The sequence below is a fragment of the Cellvibrio sp. UBA7671 genome (assembly GCA_002483145.1).
Lineage (GTDB): Bacteria > Pseudomonadota > Gammaproteobacteria > Pseudomonadales > Cellvibrionaceae > Cellvibrio > Cellvibrio fibrivorans.
Genome location: DLHJ01000014.1, coordinates 364,684 through 385,137 on the forward strand (window position 1 = coordinate 364,684; position 20,454 = coordinate 385,137).

16 protein-coding genes are annotated in these 20,454 nt (G+C 46.7%); 6 read left to right on the top strand and 10 right to left on the bottom strand.

From position 1 onward, the window contains the following. Positions 1–79: 79 nt before the first annotated feature. The 3 genes from B4E62_RS13325 to B4E62_RS13335 form a co-directional block, all read right to left on the bottom strand. Complete coding sequence (locus B4E62_RS13325) at positions 80–685, bottom strand: tRNA-(ms[2]io[6]A)-hydroxylase (RefSeq protein ID WP_331352388.1); 606 nt, start codon at positions 683–685, stop codon at positions 80–82. A 10-nt stretch (positions 686–695) separates the two neighbouring features. Continuing rightward, positions 696–1,178, bottom strand: a complete 483-nt coding sequence (locus tag B4E62_RS13330) for a DUF1289 domain-containing protein (protein WP_331352389.1) — start codon at positions 1,176–1,178, stop codon at positions 696–698. Between the two features lie 71 nt (positions 1,179–1,249). Further along, positions 1,250–2,290, bottom strand: a complete 1,041-nt coding sequence (locus B4E62_RS13335; RefSeq protein WP_310070547.1) for an SMP-30/gluconolactonase/LRE family protein — start codon at positions 2,288–2,290, stop codon at positions 1,250–1,252. A gap of 333 nt (positions 2,291–2,623) precedes the next feature. On the opposite strand from B4E62_RS13335, the gene acnB reads away from it, so the two are divergent. Further along, positions 2,624–5,242: a bifunctional aconitate hydratase 2/2-methylisocitrate dehydratase gene (gene acnB / locus B4E62_RS13340; protein WP_310070545.1), complete on the top strand. Its 2,619-nt coding sequence runs from the start codon at positions 2,624–2,626 to the stop codon at positions 5,240–5,242. Between the two features lie 90 nt (positions 5,243–5,332). Here acnB and B4E62_RS13345 read toward each other — a convergent pair whose 3' ends face one another. The 5 genes from B4E62_RS13345 to B4E62_RS13365 all read right to left on the bottom strand — a co-directional run bounded on the left by B4E62_RS13345 (position 5,333) and on the right by B4E62_RS13365 (position 13,319). Then, positions 5,333–8,863 carry a ThuA domain-containing protein gene (locus B4E62_RS13345; RefSeq protein ID WP_331352390.1) on the bottom strand — a complete coding sequence of 1,177 codons (3,531 nt, stop codon included), beginning with the start codon at positions 8,861–8,863 and terminating at the stop codon, positions 5,333–5,335. A gap of 189 nt (positions 8,864–9,052) precedes the next feature. Continuing rightward, a complete protein-coding gene (locus tag B4E62_RS13350; RefSeq protein ID WP_331352391.1) occupies positions 9,053–11,245 on the bottom strand; it encodes a response regulator in 2,193 nt (730 codons plus the stop codon). Between the two features lie 48 nt (positions 11,246–11,293). Next, the gene (locus B4E62_RS13355; protein ID WP_310070538.1) at positions 11,294–11,491 is read right to left on the bottom strand and encodes a DUF2788 domain-containing protein; all 198 of its coding nucleotides are present in this window, start codon (positions 11,489–11,491) and stop codon (positions 11,294–11,296) included. A gap of 122 nt (positions 11,492–11,613) precedes the next feature. Then, entirely contained in the window at positions 11,614–12,573 is a 960-nt protein-coding gene (locus B4E62_RS13360) for an FAD-binding protein (RefSeq protein WP_331352392.1), read from the bottom strand. Continuing rightward, positions 12,570–13,319: an electron transfer flavoprotein subunit beta/FixA family protein gene (locus B4E62_RS13365; RefSeq protein WP_331352393.1), complete on the bottom strand. Its 750-nt coding sequence runs from the start codon at positions 13,317–13,319 to the stop codon at positions 12,570–12,572. Before B4E62_RS13365 ends, B4E62_RS13360 begins: the two co-directional genes overlap by 4 nt. 110 nt (positions 13,320–13,429) lie before the next feature. On the opposite strand from B4E62_RS13365, the gene B4E62_RS13370 reads away from it, so the two are divergent. From B4E62_RS13370 to B4E62_RS13390, 5 genes are all read left to right on the top strand, one after another. Then, positions 13,430–14,167 (top strand): hypothetical protein, encoded by a 738-nt coding sequence (locus B4E62_RS13370; protein ID WP_310070531.1) that lies wholly within the window; start codon positions 13,430–13,432, stop codon positions 14,165–14,167. Between the two features lie 96 nt (positions 14,168–14,263). After that, a complete protein-coding gene (locus tag B4E62_RS13375) occupies positions 14,264–14,893 on the top strand; it encodes a DoxX family protein (RefSeq protein ID WP_331352394.1) in 630 nt (209 codons plus the stop codon). Positions 14,894–14,987: 94 nt separating this feature from the next. Then, positions 14,988–15,614, top strand: coding sequence for an RNA polymerase sigma factor (locus tag B4E62_RS13380; RefSeq protein WP_331352395.1), 627 nt, complete (start codon positions 14,988–14,990; stop codon positions 15,612–15,614). Next, positions 15,608–15,847: a hypothetical protein gene (locus B4E62_RS13385; protein ID WP_331352396.1), complete on the top strand. Its 240-nt coding sequence runs from the start codon at positions 15,608–15,610 to the stop codon at positions 15,845–15,847. The genes B4E62_RS13380 and B4E62_RS13385 overlap by 7 nt, the downstream gene beginning before the upstream one ends. A gap of 185 nt (positions 15,848–16,032) precedes the next feature. After that, entirely contained in the window at positions 16,033–18,111 is a 2,079-nt protein-coding gene (locus B4E62_RS13390; protein ID WP_331352397.1) for a 6-hydroxymethylpterin diphosphokinase MptE-like protein, read from the top strand. A gap of 52 nt (positions 18,112–18,163) precedes the next feature. On the opposite strand, the gene B4E62_RS13395 is transcribed toward B4E62_RS13390, so the two are convergent. Further along, positions 18,164–19,321 (bottom strand): polysaccharide pyruvyl transferase family protein, encoded by a 1,158-nt coding sequence (locus B4E62_RS13395; RefSeq protein WP_310070520.1) that lies wholly within the window; start codon positions 19,319–19,321, stop codon positions 18,164–18,166. 5 nt (positions 19,322–19,326) lie between these two features. Next, positions 19,327–20,451, bottom strand: coding sequence for a UDP-N-acetylglucosamine 2-epimerase (neuC, locus tag B4E62_RS13400; RefSeq protein ID WP_310070517.1), 1,125 nt, complete (start codon positions 20,449–20,451; stop codon positions 19,327–19,329). Between the last annotated feature and the right edge of the window lie 3 nt (positions 20,452–20,454).

The window sequence follows — 20,454 nt, forward strand, 5'->3', positions numbered from 1 at the left end:
ACAATATTTTAACCTCACGCTAAGAATCCGATTTCATGCCACCAATGAAGAGCAGCGATGGAGGGAATTCAATCCGTAATTAATTCAAAACTCCTGAATGAAACCGAAACTCCTCATCCGTTCCCTCAATCAACATTTTTTCCAACGCGAGAAATTCCTGCACTCGCGCAGAAATATCCGCTCCATCAGCCGCGCGTTTGGCAAGGGTTAAATAGTCTTCGTAATGACGGGATTCAGATTTCAGCAATGAGAGATAAAAAGTTTGCAGCTCTTGATCCAGGTGCGGTGCGACTTTGGCGAAGCGTTCGCACGAGCGGGCTTCGATGATGGCTCCGCAGATGAGTGTATCTATATAGCGACCGGGTTCTGAAGTACGAACCAGTTTGCGCAATTCGCCCGCGTAACGGCCGGGAGTGATTTGATCGTAGCTCACGCCCCTCGCCTTCATAATAGCCATCACCTGTTCGTAGTGACGAAGCTCTTCGCGGGCAAGGCGGGACATTTTGTTCATCATGTCAAAATCGCCCACGTAGCGAAACATTAAATTAATTGCAGTGGACGCCGCTTTTTTTTCGCAGTTTGCGTGATCGAGTAATAACAGGGCTTGATTGTCCAAGGCGTTTTTTACCCAGGCATCGGGAGTTTCGCAGTGAAGGAATTGCTGGATTTTGGTGAGAGCATTCATAAAGTAAAAACTATTTGTGTTGTTCGAAGGTTTCAGCTGTGACAAAACAGGGCGATATGTAGCGTTCGTAATGGGCGCAGGAGAGTGCGTAAAAATCCTTGTCGATATTATCGCGAATCACGGTTAATGGTGTGCCGACCCATTTCATTTGTAATGCAAGACCGTATTGAGATAAATCCTGAATCTGGCTGGCGCCTGCGCGCAATAAATCGAATACCCAGCAATAGGGATTTTGCTCGGGCTTGAATTGGATTTGCTGGTGTTTAATTTGCGTGAGCAATAACTTTTCGTCATTGACTTGAATCATGTTCTGCACAATTTGTGCGAGAAACGCTTCCAGCCGCTGCGCAATTAGCAAACGCTGCTCATGGGTGTAACTATTCCAATCGATAACTTCGTGGCCAAAACGTTTGCAGCCACGGCAGACACTGTCGCCAATGCCGGTGGAGCAAATTCCCACACAGGGAGTTTTTACGGGTTTTAATACAAGCATAATAATCGCGTTATAAGCGAACCGGTTTAACAACCGGCTCGCAGGTGTATAAAAATAAAAAACGAAGAAAATTAATAGGCTGAACCAGTAATATTTAATTCAATTTTCCACAATGAACCTGCGCCAGTCAGGTACAGGGTTTTCCCTTCCACCCCACCAAATGCCGCATTGGTGAGATTGGCATCGGTAGATGCTTGCGCAATTTGCTCACCCGCTGGGGTGTATACACGCAATTGACGTGCGATGTGTTCAGTCAAATAAATATTGCCCTTACAATCAATCGCCATGCCATCGGGAATCGTTAATCCAGTTACCAAATCTTTTCCTGTTTGTGGAACACCATCTACGATTGGATAAGCGCGCAGTAAACCTTGTTCACCACCGCCGTTTACGTAAAGCACATCTTCTGCGGGTGATAAAGCGATACCGTTTGGATTGCTAATGGTGTCATCAACCAAGGTCACTGTGCCATCAACTGCTACACGGTAAACACCGGTTTTTTCCTGGCCGCCTGGCGCAGCATCGCGCTGGAAAGCAGGGTCGGTAAAATAAATAGTGCCGTCTTTAGCGATGGCAATGTCATTCGGCGAATTAAATACGTTGCCGTTGAATTGTTCGACTACTGAACTGCGCTCGCCCGTTGCAGGATTAAAGCGCGAGAGACTTTTGTATTTGTGTGTTCCCGCAACTAACAGACCGTTGCTGTCTACTGCGAGGCCATTGCTGCCCGAATCTTCAATTGCAGTCGTCACTGCGCCACTCGCATCCAACTTTTGAATACGCGATGAAAATCCGTTGGTGAAAACAAAATCAGAAAAATACAGTGAATCTTTAATCCAAACCGGGCCTTCAAATAAACCAGGTTCTGTGCGAGTGGTATTCGCCGCTTCGATGCGTACCGGGGTCAACTCACCGGCGGGCGCTGTGCCATCGCAGGCTGCAACTGCAGGAGCAGCAACAGATATTTCTGCCGCAGCGGATGACACTACCGCATCACTCGCTACCGGAGCATCAGCTGGTTTTTTATCGCAACCCGCCAAGGTGGCGAGCAAACCAACCATCAGGCTGGAAATTAACAGGTTTTTTTGTGCCGCTTTCTTTGTCGCTATCATAGTGTCCTCATTTTTATTGGCAGGAGCCATTTTTATCGTTGCCATAGGTCATGTTGGGGTCATCAAACAAGCTCGCCACCTTATCACAATCGACTTTAAATACCGATTCCCACTGAGCGAGACACATGCCTGTAAACCGGTATGAGTTGCTTTGGGCGCATTAACAGGTTGCGCGGCTTGAGGTATACTTCCCGCCCGATTTACCGCTCTCACGAGCTTTTTTAAGGGCGCTGTTTTTTTGAGCGCACTTAGTCATCCATGAAGGCCATGGATAGTCTCCGGAAGCAGAGATCCTGCCGAGGGAGTAACCCCTACACTAATGAGGATAAAACCGTGCTTGAAGCCTATCGTAAACAGGTCGCAGAACGCGCCGCAGAAGGTATTCCACCAAAACCATTAAACGCCGAACAAGTTGCTGGATTGGTTGAACTGTTAAAAAATCCCCCCGCTGGTGAAGCTGAAGTATTACTGGATTTGATCACCAACCGCGTTCCGCCCGGCGTTGATGAAGCCGCCTATGTTAAAGCCGCTTTCCTAAGCGCGATTTTGAAAGACCAAGCTTCCTCCCCCCTGATCGATAAGCCTCTCGCGATAAAACTGCTCGGCATGATGCTCGGTGGTTACAACATCGAAACTCTGGTTAGCCTGCTTGACGATGCCACTTTGGCACCCCTGGCTGCGAAAGAGCTCAAGCACACCCTGTTGATGTTTGATGCATTCCACGATGTGGAAGAAAAAGTAAAAGCGGGCAACCCGCATGCGAAAGAACTGATGCAATCCTGGGCTGACGCCGAATGGTTCACCAGCAAGCCTAAAGTTCCCGAGAGCACCAAGCTCACCGTTTTCAAAGTCACCGGCGAAACCAATACCGATGATCTGTCACCAGCACCTGATGCCTGGTCACGCCCTGATATCCCTCTGCACTCACTGGCCATGTTCAAAATGGCACGCGATGGAATCACCCCTGATGAGCCAGGCAAAATTGGCCCGATCAAACAAATCGAAGCACTGAAAACCAAGGGTTATCCACTGGTATTCGTGGGTGATGTTGTGGGCACCGGTTCTTCACGTAAGTCAGCAACCAACTCTGTACTCTGGTTTATCGGTGAAGATATTCCGGGCGTACCTAACAAGCGTACCGGCGGTGTGTGTATCGGCAGCAAAGTCGCGCCGATTTTCTACAACACCATGGAAGATGCTGGCGCACTGGTGTTTGAAGCACCGGTTGATAACCTGAACATGGGTGATGTAATTGAGATTCGCCCTTACGAGGGGAAAATCCTCAACGCCACTACCGGCGCTGTGCTGTCTGAATTCAGCCTCAAATCAGACGTATTGTTGGACGAAGTTCAAGCTGGCGGTCGTATCCCATTGATCATCGGCCGTGGCCTGACCACCAAAGCGCGTGCATCATTGGGCTTGCCTGCAAGCACTTTGTTCCGCCTGCCAGAAGCACCGGCTGATAGCGGCAAGGGTTATACACTCGCACAGAAAATGGTAGGAAAAGCCTGCGGCGTTAAAGGTATTCGCCCAGGCACTTACTGCGAGCCCTACATGACTACCGTAGGTTCACAGGACACTACTGGCCCTATGACCCGCGACGAGTTGAAAGACCTGGCGTGCCTTGGTTTCTCGGCCGACCTCACCATGCAGTCCTTCTGCCACACTGCTGCGTATCCAAAGCCAGTGGATATCGAAACCCAACATACCCTGCCCGATTTTATTATGACTCGCGGCGGTGTTTCCCTGCGTCCGGGCGACGGCATCATCCACAGCTGGTTGAACCGTATGTTGCTGCCTGACACCGTAGGTACTGGTGGCGATTCACACACCCGTTTCCCAATCGGCATTTCCTTCCCGGCCGGTTCTGGCTTGGTAGCCTTTGCTGCGGCGACTGGCGTTATGCCACTCGATATGCCGGAGTCTGTTCTGGTGCGCTTCAAAGGCGAATTGCAACCAGGCATCACCTTGCGTGATCTGGTAAACGCGATTCCGCTTTACGCAATCAAAGCCGGTTTGCTGACAGTTGAGAAAAAGGGTAAGAAGAATATTTTCTCTGGCCGCATTCTTGAAGTTGAAGGTTTGCCTGACTTGAAAGTAGAGCAAGCGTTTGAAATCTCTGACGCATCGGCTGAGCGTTCAGCAGCTGGTTGTACTATCAAGTTGGACAAAGCGCCCATCATTGAATACATGACTTCCAACATCACCATGCTGCGCTGGATGATCGAACAAGGTTACGGCGATATCCGCACCCTTGAGCGCCGCGCACAGAAGATGGAAGCCTGGATTGCCAACCCTGAACTGATGGAAGCCGATAAAGATGCAGAATACGCGGCCGTTATCGACATCGATCTGGCCGATATCAAAGAACCAATCCTCGCCTGCCCTAACGACCCGGATGATGTGAAAGTATTGTCTGAAGTTCAAGGCGCGAAGATTGATGAAGTGTTTATCGGTTCGTGCATGACCAACATCGGTCACTTCCGCGCTGCAGGTAAATTGCTTGCCTCAACCAAAGACGAGTTAACGACCCGTCTGTGGATTGCCCCGCCCACCAAAATGGACGAGCATCAGTTGATGGAAGAAGGCTACTACAGCATCTATGGCGTTAAAGGTGCCCGCACCGAAATGCCAGGCTGCTCACTGTGCATGGGTAACCAAGCGCGTGTAGCTCCAAAATCCACCGTGGTATCTACCTCTACCCGTAACTTCCCCAACCGTTTGGGTGAAGGCGCTAACGTGTATTTGGCTTCTGCTGAATTGGCGGCTATCGCTGCGGTACTCGGCAAGCTGCCAACACCAGAGGAATACCAAAGCTACGCGAGCAAAATCAACAGCATGTCTTCCGAGATTTATCGCTACCTCAACTTCAACGAAATTGAGAGCTACCAAAACTCGGCTAACGAAGGCAAGCGTATTGCTGCGGTAGAGATCCAAACTGTTGCTGTGTAAGGCCGGGGAAAAATAAGACGCAAGTCTTAAACGAAAAAAACCCGCTTTTTAGCGGGTTTTTTTCATCTGCAATATATTCGCAAACCGGTTTTATTTCTCGAAACTGATGTCATGCAACCGCACTTCTGCTGCAGTCTTCTGTTCAGGTTTTATGTTGATATACAACTCGGTGAAGCCGCTGGTTTCTTTTAAGGGAATACTATTGCGCCCATAGGTTTTTAGCTTGGAAGGTGAAATGGTACCTGAAGCCAGCACATCACCTTCGGCATTGCCGCGGCGAATTTCGAATAGCCATGTAGTCGGCTCTTTAAAAAACAACGCTCCTATTTTTACGGATTTCACCGCGGTCAAATCATAGCGGCCAAACGCGAACCCAGAGACTTCTTCACTAGCGGGAACCATAATTGACTTAACATTATAGAATGTATCTTGCTTGGCTTCTTTGGTAGCAGAAGTTGGTACATACACACTATAAAAATCCAACCGCGCCGGAATAAGTTTGATTTGTTTACTTACCTCAATTGACGAGAAATTATTTGCACCCTTGTCCTTGTACTTTGCAGTAAAAATATAAGCCTCACCACTTAAGGTGTAGGGTTTATCTGCTTTTAAAGATGCCGAATTTTTTTGATGAGATTTAAGATCAAAGGTGCCTGCCAATGCCAAACCTTTAGGCGAATGATCTTCCGCAAGCGATAACACATAAGTGGCCAGTGCGGTGCGTTCAGCTTCGCTCAAACCGGAGAACGCCGGCATATTCATTTCACCCCACACACCTGCGCCGCCATTGCCAAGTTTATTCACCAGATACGCGATTGCTTTGGAATCTTTTTGATATTTTTTAGCAACATCGCGGAATGCCGGGCCAACCATTTTTTCATCCAGCTTATGGCAACCCAAACAATTGTTCGCATCAACCAACGCTTTACCTTGATCAATTAAATTAACGGCTTGATGCCCAAGTGCGGATTTTTTCTCCGGTTCTACATAAGTAAAAGTAACCAGTGGATTACCATTTTCTACCTCACCGACAGCACCATCCTCTTTATCATTAACAGAGAACGCATAATTAAACTGTTTGGTGTCAGGCCAGAAAAACGATTGGTTTTCTGTATTAGAGAAACCAATCACTGGCGGCTCGTTACCAATTTCAAGTGGCGCAGTGAACAATGACTTTGCCCCCTGTGCATCGGTTACTGCCAATTCCAGATTGTATTTTCCCGGTTTATCCAACGCCAAATTCAATTCAACGGCATCACCTAAAGCACGTTCAGGACAGGCTGCATCGGCACAGTGCAACTTCCATGCATAAGTAATTTTGTCGCCATCCAAATCCACAGATTTATTCGCTGATGCATTAATGGTTGCCGGGACGCCAAATTGGGTTTTCTCTAACGTAATTTCCGCAACAGGTGGACGGTTACCGGCACCCACATATTCAATCCGAGCAAGGCGCGCATCCGGATTGCCAGTAAACCAAGACATACCATATTCAAGTACATACAAAGTACCATCGGGTGCAAAGCGTGCATCAATCGGCAATGCGTAATTAATTTGTGGGGCAAAAGGCTCAATTTTTTGAATGCGCCCTTGCTCATCAAAACTCACCACTTTTACCCAAGCGCGCATAAAATCGAGGATAAATAATTTATTGTCGTAATACGCAGGATAACGGTTTACCGATTCAGGATAATCACCAGAGCGATAAACATCGGCGACCAAGGCCGTGCGCCCGCCCGTACCCATTTCAGGAAACACATCGGATGTTCCGTAGGGATAAGCAATAAACGCTGGCTGCGCGGGTGGTAATTGTTTTGCACCCGTATTGTTAGGTGAATAATTAATTGGATTGTTTACATCGACCAGATCACCGGATTTTTTCGTTACGTAATCATATTGGTTATAAGGTTTGTTTTGCCCGATAACCAACGGCCAACCGAAATTACCTGGCGCCGTCACGCGATTAATTTCATCGTAACCGCGCGAGCCTTTTTCATCGGAATCATTGCTTGCATCGGGGCCTATATCACCGTAAAACAACGTGTTGTTACGTTTATCAAAGGTGATGCTGTAAGGGTTGCGCGCGCCCATAACATAAATTTCCGGGCGACCTTGAGTAGCATCAGTGAATAAGTTTCCGGCAGGAATATCATAACCACCTTCTGCTTTAGGTTTTATGCGTAACACTTTCCCGCGCAAGTCGTTGGTATTACCGGCACCACGCAACCCATCGTTCTTTTTCATGCCCGTGCGAAAATCGAGCGGTGCATAACCATCCTGATCGTGCGGATTGGTATTGTCGCCGGTAGAAAAAAACAATTCGCCGTTGTTGCCAAATTGCAAATCACCGCCGGTGTGGCAGCAGTTATTATCGATCGGGTACTGCAGGACTTTTTGTTCGGTTGTGGCATCGACTTGGTTGTTGCGCCACAAAAAATGTGACAAACGCTGCGCAACATTCCCGGCCTCATCCTTCACCGTGAATGCCGCATAGATGCGCTGGTTTTTATCAAAATCAGGATCAACCGCCACACCAACCAAACCCCACTCCTGAAACTTATCGTAACCAACCACCAACTTGCCCGCATCGCTGATTTGGCCGGTTTTATAATCAACGCGCTGGAAGGCGCCAGGGCGCAATGCAATTAACGCATCGCCATTAGGGAAAAATGCCAGCTTCACTGGCTCATCTAATTTTTCGACCAAGGTCTTTTTAATAAAGCGATTATTTTCCGGTCTGGATTTCGTGTAATCCAAACGCGGCTTAAAGCCAGGGCGATGATTCAAACCTACCGCATAAGTCATACCGCCAAGCAAGTGCTGCAACAGGTTCGGATCAGAAAATGATTCACTGGTGTGCCCCATACCCGTGTAAAACGCGCGGCCGCCATCATAATCGTGATACCAGGAAATGGGGTGATCATGGCCATGCCCGCCACCTTGGTATGTTGACTCATCAACCTTGGCAACCACGTTGATAAATTCATACATATCGCGATAGTTGTACCACTCATCTGCCACACTGATTGCATCCGGCAAGGCCTCAGTCGACAAATGCTTTTTATCGACAAAATTCACTGTTGCTTGTTGCACATTACTTGGGGTATTGGGATGATCCTTAAAAACAGCACCCACTAAATTGCGATACCAAAACCATTCACCCTCCCATTCGGTATCTGCAGCAGCGTGGATGCCTACAAAACCACCACCCGCTTGAATGTAGCGCTCCATTGCCAATTCCTGATTTTCATCAAGCACATTGAGCGTAGTATTTAAAAATACGATTGCATTGAATTGGCTCAGTTCGGCATCGGTAAACACTGCCGAGTCTTCTGTCGCCACCACCGAAAATTGTTGCTCTTTAGCCAATTTTTCAAATGCGGCTATGCCAGCGGAAATTGAATCATGGCGCCAACCAGCCGTCTTGCTAAACACCAAAATACGTGCGCCGCTAATGCTCTGCACCTGGCTTGCCGACGTAGTGGGTAGTGCAGTATTTGGCTGCCCTTCAGGTGCTGCTGTATCTGATGTCCCTTGCCCGCAACTGGCAAGTAAGAGAAGAAAAGTTAATCCGAGTAGCTGTTGAGTTTTAACAAGGGTGTACTGGCCGAGTATACGCATGACCGAACCTTTTTTTAGATGTATTTTTAGTAGTGGTGATAACTAGTGAACAAGTAAAACCATAGGACTGGTATAACAAAAACGCACATCCCTGAAAATGAAAATGCCGCTGATAATATCAGCGGCATTTTGTTTTAGCCTGCAGGTTTACGCTTATAAACGCTTCTTATCCTACAAGTGTCAACTTACTTACACGCGGGAGTTTTCCAGCCAGCGCTGCAAGCGGCTTTCCAGATCATCGTAACGGATTGGCTTACTAATATGGTCATCCATTCCTGCAGCTAAGACTTCTTGATCAGAGTCGGATTGTGCTGCGGTTACTGCCACAATCGGCAAATGCCGGAGACTGTTGTTAGCACGTTCATATGTGCGGATTTTTTGAGTGGCAATTATGCTCTCCTGCTCTTTCATGTCGTAATCCATTAACACCAGATCAAAGCGCTCTTTTTCAACTATCTCAACCGCTTCTGAACCGTTATGCGCTATTTGTACATAGCACCCCAGCTTTTTGAGCATAGCGCTAATCACCATTTGATCTACACGATGGTCTTCAACCAGAAGCACGCGCGGCATCACCACCAATCCCAGTGTGTCCCGCTCTTGGGGTTTACGTTCGTCATCGATACTCAGGTTCAATAATTTTTGCACCGCAACGTCGTGTAAACGTCTGCGCATAATCGGTTTTTCAATCACACAGATTTGTGGGTGGCTGCGCAAATGCAACTTCATTTCCGGGCTATCGCTCTGCAATATACTCATCGCGATAATTTGTTTTACATCGGCGATATCGGGGTGGGCGGCAATTTCGCGCGATAGGGCCAAACCATTCATATTATTGAGTTTAGTAAAAATCAACACCAAATCGAAGGGCGTGTTGTTCGCAGCTTGTTCACGCAGTTTTGCAATTGTTTGCTCCTGCCCCGACACAATGGTGGTACTCATACCCCAGGCATTAATTTCGTCGGCCAGTGCATTGGCATTGCTATCCGGCAAGTCAACCAACAACGCGCGCTTACCGCGCAATTTCTGCTCCGAGCCAAAACGGCGGTCTTCATGTGATACCACCTGCAGTGTGACATTAATAAAAATGCGATTGCCGCGATTTTTATTTTCACGCAAATGAATACTGCCACCCATACATTCTGCCAAGCCTTTACAAATCGACAGGCCTATGCCTTTTTGGTTGCTCTCATGGGCTTCAGGATCATTTTCTCCCGCAACATTTTTTTCGCTATCGCTGATGATCACTTGCAATTCACCAAGATCATCCTGCTCTTGATGGAATCGCGCTTCGATAAACACATGCTCAATCCGGCTGGCTTTGAGAGTGTGGTTAAGCAAGGTCGCCAGAATTTGGTTCAAGCGCGCCACATCCCCTTTTACACGCAGGGGCATATTCGGATCAAAACTGTAATAGAGTTCAATGCCTTGCTGATGTGCATCGAGCGTAAAATCCTGCACAAATTTTTCCAGCACACGGCGCAAGTCAAATTCAACTTCATCGAGCACCAGCGTTTTCGTGGTGATCTTGGAGAAATCAACCACGTTATTTACCAAATCGATTTGTCGGCCAGTCGCTTTGTTCGCAGTAGTGAGCAATTCACGGTGATGCTCGGAAAGTTGACTGTCGTCGATCAATGAAAGCGTGCTCATCACATCGCTAATTGACGAGCGAATCTCCTGCCCAAGGTTTACCAAAAACTCATTTTTTAATTCAATCTGCGCTTGCGAGGTACGCTTTTCATTTTCCAAACCTTGCGCGCGTTCACGCAGAGAATAATGTGCTTCCAGCCGCTCCCAGTAAGCAAGCGAGGTAACCTTTCCCTGATGGCTGAGCATCACGTAAAACACCAACATAATGCAGCCATATAAGGCGCCTTCCGCAGTGCCGAGCATAATGGCGGTGATAGCAGCGGGCACCTGCCCTATTGCTAAATACAAACTCAGAAAATGGCGATAAGGTGCAAAAACGTTGGCGACACTGGAGTAAAAAACAACGGAATAAAGCCACATCACCAAAGTTTCATCGCGCATCCCCTGCACCCAGGTAAGCGTAACCAAAATCACACTCCACCAGGCAGCGCCAAGGCAAGAGGCAAAAAAGTATTGGTTGCGCCAGCGCGTAGGAGCGCGGGCGTAAAGCGTATCGAAACGAAATAAATAATAACTGCGCACCAGTGTCACCAGCAGTAGCCCGGTCACCAGCACTATCGCCAGATTGTGTTCTTTTTCCTGAAAGTCGCCGAACGCAAGACAGAGAACAAAGACAATAAAATTGAGGATTAGACCGCGCCGGCTGTATTTAGCAACGCGCGCATCGGTTTCGCGCATGATGGCACGGTCTTTTTGAACCTTGGTGACGGGGACAAAAAAATGGAACATGGTTAACCCACATTGATAATGATTGGAATCGGCGCTAACCCAGCAAGGCTAGCTGAGTACGTGTACAAATACTTCTTTAATCACAAATACCATAATCGCAAAACCCAATACACCAAACAGGATGAAGGTACCAAACCGGCCCGCTTTGGATTTTTTGGCGAGATCCCACACAATAAAAAACATAAAGATAATCAGCCCGCCGCCACAAATGTACATAGCCCAGGTTTCAAATTGTTCGAGATTCATGGTCGATTAAGCCTGATAAACGCGTGAAGAGGATGAATGGGGCGGCATTGTAGCGAAAAAAACAAAAAGCCGCTGTATTAGCGGCTTTAGGGTTGAGGTTAAGCGTATTTGTTACAGCACTTTTACAAAAGCGCGATCAACTCGGGCACCGCATCAAATAGATCAGCAACCAAACCATAATCTGCCGCTTGAAAGATAGGGGCATCCGGGTCTTTGTTGATCGCCACTACTACCCGCGAATCGCGCATGCCCGCCAAATGTTGCACTGCGCCTGAAAGCCCTATCGCGATATACAGCTCCGGTGCCACCACTTTTCCGGTCTGGCCCACCTGCATATCGTTGGGGGCAAAACCCGCGTCTACTGCTGCGCGGGATGCACCAACTGCAGCACCTAGCTTGTCGGCCAGGCGGTAGAGCAGCTGAAAGTTCTCACCGGCTTGCAACCCACGCCCGCCCGACACCACCACACGCGCTGAGGCAAGTTCAGGCCGCTCGGCCTGTACCTGTTGTTGCTCAATAAAACGGCTCATGTTTTGCGCCGGAGGCGGTGTCATGGGCACTATAGCCGCACTGCTTTCTCCCAAAGTAACATCAGCAAAAGCACTCGCACGCACACTCAAGAGTTTCGTCAGCTGCCCGGTACGCACGCGGGCAAGCGCGCTTCCCGCATAAATGGGCCGAGAGAATTCGCAGTCTGAATGTATGGCAACCACATCAGTAACCGGCTGGATATCCATCAATGCCGCCACTCGTGGCAACAGGTTTTTACCGAAGGTAGTCGCACCCACACAGAAATACGTGTAGCCACCGGAGAGTTCAGCCAACCAGGGGGCAAGTGTTTCAGGCAACTGATGCTCACCGCTTTCGCCATCGGCAAGCAACACCTGGCGAACACCCGGAATACGCGCGGCCATACCAGCAACCGCAGCGCAATCCTTACCGACCACCAATAGATCCACCTCAAGATCAACAAAATGACGCAGGCGCTCAATGGCGCCCATCACTTTGAGATTGATCAAGCTGAAACCACTAGTATCCTGCTCCACCAGCACCAATGCGCTTACATTATTCGATGACCTCATAGCACCTTGGCCTCCTGCCGCAGTTTATCCACCAGTTCCGCAACACTGCTCAACATGACGCCTTGCTGGCGCAGCTTGGGCGCTTCGAGCGCAAGAGTTTGAAGACGTGGTTGCAGGTCCAACCCCAGATCTGCCAAGGGGATTACTGCGAGCGGCTTCTGGCGCGCCTTCATAATGTTGGGCATGGTTGGGTAGCGCGGCTGGTTGAGACGCAAGTCGGTGGTGATCACCGCGGGAAGTCTCAGCGCAAGAGTTTGTAAGCCACCATCCAATTCACGCGTTACCCAAACCTCATCGCCTTTGCATTCAATACGGGAGGCAAAGGTACCCTGTGGAAAGCCACAGAGCGCTGCCAGCATCTGTCCGGTTTGGTTGTGGTCACCATCGATGGACTGTTTACCCAGCAACACTAGTTGAGGCTGCTCTTGCTGCACCAGCACATGTAGCACTTTGGCAATGGCGAGCGGTTCAAGGGGGGAATCAGTACTGATATGAAGCGCCCGGTCTGCACCCAGTGCGAGCGCACTGCGCAATTGCTCCTGCACTGCCTGTGTACCGATGCTCACCACCACAATTTCGGTGGCCACTTGTTGCTCTTTCAGGCGAATGGCAGCTTCAACGGCAATTTCGCAAAAGGGATTCATCGACATTTTGGCATTGGTGATATCCATACCACTGCCATCAGTTAAAGGGCGCACGCGGACACCGGGGTCCACTACGCGCTTGATTGCCACTAAAATTTTCAAGGCGCTTTCCTTGTGATTAACGAGTTAAACAATTTGTATTGTACGGCGCAAATCACATTGCGTACACTGCCCGACGGCAACATTAACCCTGGCTGTTTATCGGATTTTTTATGCGCACTACCAAATTCATCTCTATCGCGTTTATGTGTATTTTTCTGTCCGCTTGCGTTTCATCGCTGCTTATCGGAAACCAACTGCAAAGCAAATTGATGTGGTCATTTTTAAAACCCTTGGTGGGCTTTGACCCCAACGAAGTTGACCTGTTTGAAACGCCCATGGTGAAAGACCGCATGACTGCACTGTTAGGTGATAAATACGAACCCACCATGAAACTTCTGCGTACCGCGCAAACTATCCAACAGGAAGGTGCCCTATTCTATGTCGCTTCGCGCTACGCACCGCCGAAAGTGCAAGAAATTACCGATAAAGCTGCCATGGTATGGAATGCCGACACCAACCAAATGGCAGTAATGTTAATTAAGGATGGCACGCCGGAAATTATTTCCGAGCAAATCGAAGGCGCCAAACAAGCCATCACCCCGGTACTCCCCAAAGAATTACAAAGTGCTTACGACAAAGCTCAGGCAGCCAAAAAATCCCTGGAAGAAAAACAAAAAGCACTGCTGGATGTACAAAAGATAGTAGAGAATCCCGTTGAAGCTGTAACCGACAATATCACTAAAAAAATCGATGAAGCGGCAAATAACTCAGTTGAAAAAGTCAAAACACAAACCACGGAGAATCTTCAGCAAGCACTGCCTGTTGCGCCAAAGGTAGACCAGGAGCAGCTGGAATTTGATGAAGCCTTGAAAAAAGAAGCCGAAGCACTGGAGAAAAAAGCGCAGTAAGCCCATGCCAATCGATACCCGGGCCCCACCGGAATATTTGTAACAAACTCGCCACTCAGGCATCTATAAGTTTATTAATACTTATGGATGCCTTCTATGCTTAACTTTACCTCACTTTTCCGCCTGCGCAACAATCTAATAAACCATAGCGCCAATCTCGCTAGCCTCGCATTACGCCTATATCTCGCACCCATTTTTTGGATGGCGGGCATGAGCAAACTAAACGCCTTTGATAGCACCGTCGAGTGGTTCGGCAATTCCGATTGGGGCCTAGGCCTGCCCTTTCCATTTTTAATGACGGTGCTTGCAACAGCGGCCGAACTTATTGGCGCCGTGTTGCTAGTGCTGGGCTTGTTCACCCGCTTGATCAGCATTCCACTGATGATCACCATGCTCATTGCAATCCTCGGTGTTCATTGGGATAACGGCTGGCAAGCCATTGCCGATGCCAATGCGCCTTTTGCCAATGAGCAAGTGTTAGCGGCGCACGAAAAGTTGGAGCGCGCTCGCGATATTTTACAAACACACGGCAATTATGAATGGCTCACCGCCAGCGGAAAATTTGTGATTCTTAATAACGGTATTGAATTCGCAGCAACTTATTTCATTATGTTACTGGCATTGGCAGGTTTGGGCGGAGGGAGATATCACAGCCTGGATTATTGGTTAAACCTTTATCTTGGCCGCCAATATCCTTTGTTAAAAAACGTTTCGTTAAATAGATAATCCGGTGTGCAAAGTGATTATGGTGAGTGTTAAGCTGGTGCCCATTGCGCAAACTGCGATGCGCAATTCGCCTCAGCCCACAATGAGCAACCGGATGACCACAACCACCTCAACCGATGAAAGCGAACTGATTGCACAACTGATTCACGGCGACGACCAGGCATTCCGCCACGTAATTGCACTGTATCATTCGCTCATGTTGAATATTGCCCGCGCCATCGCCGGCGATATCTTTGCTGACGATATAGTGCAAGAGGCCTGGGTTTCAGTGTATAAAAATATCGCCAATTTTGAACGGCGCTCATCGTTAAAAACCTGGCTGCTTACCATCGTGAGCAACCAGGCAAAAGCGCGTTTACGCAAAGAATCGCGGCAAGTATCACTGGAACAATTGGATGGTGAAGCTACAGGAAGCTATCTTGACGGCGCCAATTTCAAAGCAGATGGCCACTGGCAGCAGTCAATACCGCAATGGAATATTGAATCACCCGATGCGCTTTTAGAAGAGCAACAATTACAACACTGTATTAACCGCACGCTAAATCTCTTGCCACCCGCACAAAAAGCGGCGTTTATTTTGCGCGATATTGAACAACAATCGTTTGAGGATATTTGCAGTATCCTCGCCGTCAGCGCAGCTAATGTAAGAGTGCTGGTACACCGCGCCCGCCTCACGCTCATGCAGGTAATTGACCGCTATCAGGAGACTGGCTCATGCTAAGTTGCAAACAAGTCGCCACAATCGCCAGCGATTATCTTGACAAGAGCACACCGCTTAAATGGCAGATTCGTTTACATTTATTGATGTGTGCCAATTGCCGCCGTTTTGTCCGTCACATGAAAATCACCCGCGAGCTAAGCAAACAAATGGTGCTCAATAAAACAGCGGATGATGTGGATACTATTTGGAATAAGGTGCAACAACGGATAAAGCAAGATTCACAATCTGACTAAATGCTCAATGGCCGGCTTTTGCACAGCATCACCGCCCCCCCAGCATGCTCACCGAAAGCGCTCAAGCCAAAAACGCGTGCACTACTGCAAATCACATCTATACTTCTGGCATAAAACCTGCTGAATCAACCTATTACATTCACACTGTCAATGCATTGACGGCCAATTTAGGGGGCAAACCCACAATGGACCAACTGCAACAACTCATTCGCCAGGCGGAATTACAGCAAAAAAATTTGGAACTGGATTTACTATTCCGCAAAAACATGGACTTCTTTGAAAAGGCCGAGCCAAATATTTTTAATAAATATCACAATTACACACCTACAGAATTACAATTAATTTTTAATAACGAAGGCTATATCAACCTCTACAACATGGGCGAGAATACGCACGCGGTATATAGCAAAGACCCCTACGAGTTTTGCAAAGAGTATGTAGAAAAATATCAGGAGATGCCGACTTTTTACCGTGTTACTGCGCGCACTACGAAAGCCATAGATCCTGAAAATGATGCACATATCCACAACATGAATCCACTCATCGAATTCATGAATAGCAAAGAGGAGAAACAAACAAGCTTTTTACCTTTAGAAGCAAAAACCCAATTTATGCTGGTACATGGCATTGGTATTGGCTACCACATACCGATGATATTAGAGAAAACTGATGTGCAGCACATGTGCATTATTGAGCCTCACGAAGACAATTTTTATGCATCGCTGCACACCATCGATTGGCGAGCCATCTATGATTATTTTGATCGTGAATATAGTACATTCAATCTGATACTTGGCAAAACAGCCAACGATAGCTTTCATCTCATTCGCCAATATTTGAATCAAATAGGTCTGTTCAACTCAGCAAAACCCTATGTATTTGATCATTTAAGCAGCCCGGAGATGAGAGAATCAACCACTGTGTTTTTCGAAAAACTCCCAACAATGCTGGGAGCAATGGGATATTTTGATGATGAACAAGTGAGCCTTTCACATACCGTGGCAAATTATTCTGAACAAAGAAATATCCTACGTGACCACGTACAACTCAATCATCAAACAATTAACCGCCCCGTATTTGTTGTTGCCAATGGCCCGTCACTCGATCACTGTGTTGATTTTTTACGCACACACCAACATGAAGTCATTATTTTTTCATGCGGCACTGCCTTGGGCTCACTGCGCAAGGCAGGAATAAAACCCGACTTTCACATTGAAATGGAGCGCACTCGCCCAGTCGTTGAGTGGATTGAAACGTCTACCACACCAGAATACCGTGAGGATATTATTTGTCTCGGGCTTAACACCGTTCACCCAGACACCTACGCACTGTTCAATACCACAGGCATGGGAATGAAAAGTAACGATCTGGGAACGCATTTTATTTGCCAATACATTGGCGACAATGAATTCGTCGTGAACTTTGCACTATGCAATCCCACAGTTGGAAACACTGGAGTTGCTTACGCAGCGGCACTTGGCTTTAAAAATATTTACTTGGTTGGCCTGGATCTCGGCTTTGCAAGCGATGGAACCCATCACTCATCCTTAAGCAAACACTATGATGTTAAAGATGAGCATCAGGAAAGCCTCAATCTGTACAAAGCTGAGACTGCTGGCAACAAAAAATTTCCCGGCAACTTTGGCGGCGAAGTTATATCAACACCCGTTTACGCACACTCACGCATCAGTATTGAAACCCTACTCAAGCAGTATCCACACATCAATTGTTATAACACTAGCAATGGCGTTTACATTCGCGGCACCACACCAATGCCTATTACCGACATCACAATTGAACCAAGCGAACCTATCGACAAAAAACTATTCAGCCACAATTTATACGAGAAATATTTCAACATTAAAGGATTAAGAAAAATTGAATCAATGGAAAAAATCGCAGAATATTTTAGACCTGCAATTGATTTTTGTGATGAGATGGAAAAATTGTTTTCCTACAAAGCTAAAAGCCGCGCAGACGCATTTAAAATGTTAGCCAAACAACATAAACGCGCCCTGCAAGTTGGCCTAAATAGCAAAACACAATACGCCTACTCCATCATGAAAGGCAGCGTTCACTCATTTGACTTTGTATTAGCCAAGTGCCTTTATAATGGAAAAAGCCAGGAAGAAGGGGTTGAGATATTCAATAAAGGAGTGGAACATTATCGACAATTTCTTGCTCAGGCAAAACAAAAAATTAAATCCAGCCTACTGAAAAAAGATGCAAGATCACGCAATTTGTCGCAAAAGCTAAAGCATTAAAAATACGCAGTTAGTAAAAAAACCGGGCTTGTTCTTCTTATGCAAGCCCGGGTTACGGTAACAAATCTTTAACCTTGAAAAAAAATTCTGCTGACAACCTATTGAACCCCTTGGAAATTTCATTGTTTTTTGACACCACATCACCGGGGCTTCTAACGACAGCTGTTATTACTTTTGTAAGATCATTCACAAAGCTGTCGCGGTTAGCATAAACTGCCCTTTCAAGCAGCCCTATTTCTTCATAAAGATCCCAAAGTTTTGGATAACTGATCAACGGAATAGCAGGGATATTCATCGCAATAGAACAGACATTGGTATGAAAGCGCATCCCCATGACCAACTCACAACGCTGGTACAATGAAAAGATATGATCACATGCACGCCAGCCACAAGCGAAGGGGGCAACGATTATCCGGTCACGACATAGACGGTCATCCAGATAGGTCATAAATTCACCAATGGACAACACATCGCGAAAAATATGCGGAAATAAAATAATTCGCAAATCAGGATTAGCGGCAAGCGAAGACTCTAAAAAGCGAGCATATTGCGTTAAAAATTCTTTCCAGGTAATACCGCCATCGACTCCTGCAGGAAAACGTAATGCCTCCATGTCAGAGGCAATATTAACCCCCCAAAAGCGCCCTTCCGGTAAATAAGAAGCAGACTCTGATTTACCTTTATAAAAAAAGCCACCATCGGGAACAATATCGACACCAGCCCACAAATCACTTCGATCCGGATAAGCAAGCTTGAGATTTTTTAGCGAACCATCATTGCGAAATGAAATAAGAACATTAGGCTGACGAATACATTGCGCAAGAAAACTGGAAAATTTAGCAAGATTTGCTGGCGTGCAACCTTTGTGAATATCAAAACCCACGCCATAAAACATTATTGGTGTAGCGATGGATTGTAAGTGCTCATTAGTAATATTGATGGTAGTTGCAGTGGCAGATTCATCCAACCAAGGCTCAAAGAAGTTGCCACCACCAACAATCACTAAATCATGCTCATTAGCCAGCGCAACAAAGTGTTCATCAAATGCCCAACGATGCTCGCCCGTATAAATACGATAACAATATCTGATTTCCAGTTCGGTGTATGTTGGCTTAACATCTAACACTGATTCAAGGCGTGAGCGCATTCCTGAGTGATTGGCATTATCGCCAATATTGCCTGTAAAACTTGCAACATGAAGTACTTTCATTAAATTCACATATCCACAAATGTTTTTTGCTTATTGATTTCCCATAATTGTTCACTTTGCAAGATAGCAAAGAATTTTTTACTGCTGTCACCCTCACCAAAATGTTGAATTGGCTCCCTGGGCAAGCTCTCAACAGAAGCAATTGCATTTTTGATAGCAGCAAACTCAGAAAAACAATTAATCACACTGGGTAGATTGGCACGATTGGCTTGGCGTGTACCTATATTAATTGCAGGCACCCCATAGTAAGGAGCCTCCATTAATGCAGAGCTGGAGTTACCAATAATAAACTCCGCATTTTTCAGTAATGTCAGAAAATAATCAAAACGCATTGAGGGGTATACTTTAAAACTTAAAGTATTATTTTCAATACGGCCATATTCATTGATAATTCGCTCACTACCGCTGTCGTTATTGGGATAAATGACAACATAGTTTTTTTCCGAATCAACAACTGCATTGACCAATTCGTGAATTTGCCGCTCTACATCGTGCACTTCCGTGGTGACGGGGTGGTATAGAAGAATAGAATATTTTTCGAAAGGAATACCGTACCAATTTTTGACTTCATCCAGACTAGGTAAATCGGGAGAAAATAAAGAATCCACATCAGGAGATCCTATAGGGTAAATATTTTTATCGATCTCCCCTAATTGTATTAGCCGCTGCTTGGCACGCTCATTAGTCACAAAATGCAAATGTGACAATTTGCTCACGGAATGACGGATTAAATCATCAATGGTACCGGAGACCTCACCCCCCTCAATATGCGCGACCAATATATTATTAAGGCTTCCAACAATAGCACCGGCCAATGCCTCTACTCTATCGCCATGAACAACCAGCATATCCGGCTGGATTTCTTTAACATAGTCAGATAAGCCAGCAATAGTTTTGGCTAAAACAGAATCCATGGTATCGCTGTAATTTTGATTGATGTACTGATAAATATTTTTATAGCCACGCCGCTCAATTTCCCGACAGGTATAACCATATTTACGTAGCATGTGCATGCCGGTTACAAATATATGGGCTTCAAACTCTGTGGAATTTTGAAGAATATCAAGCAAAGAACGAATTTTACCGAAGTCTGCACGGGTGCCCGAGAGGAATACAATATTTTTTCGCACGTA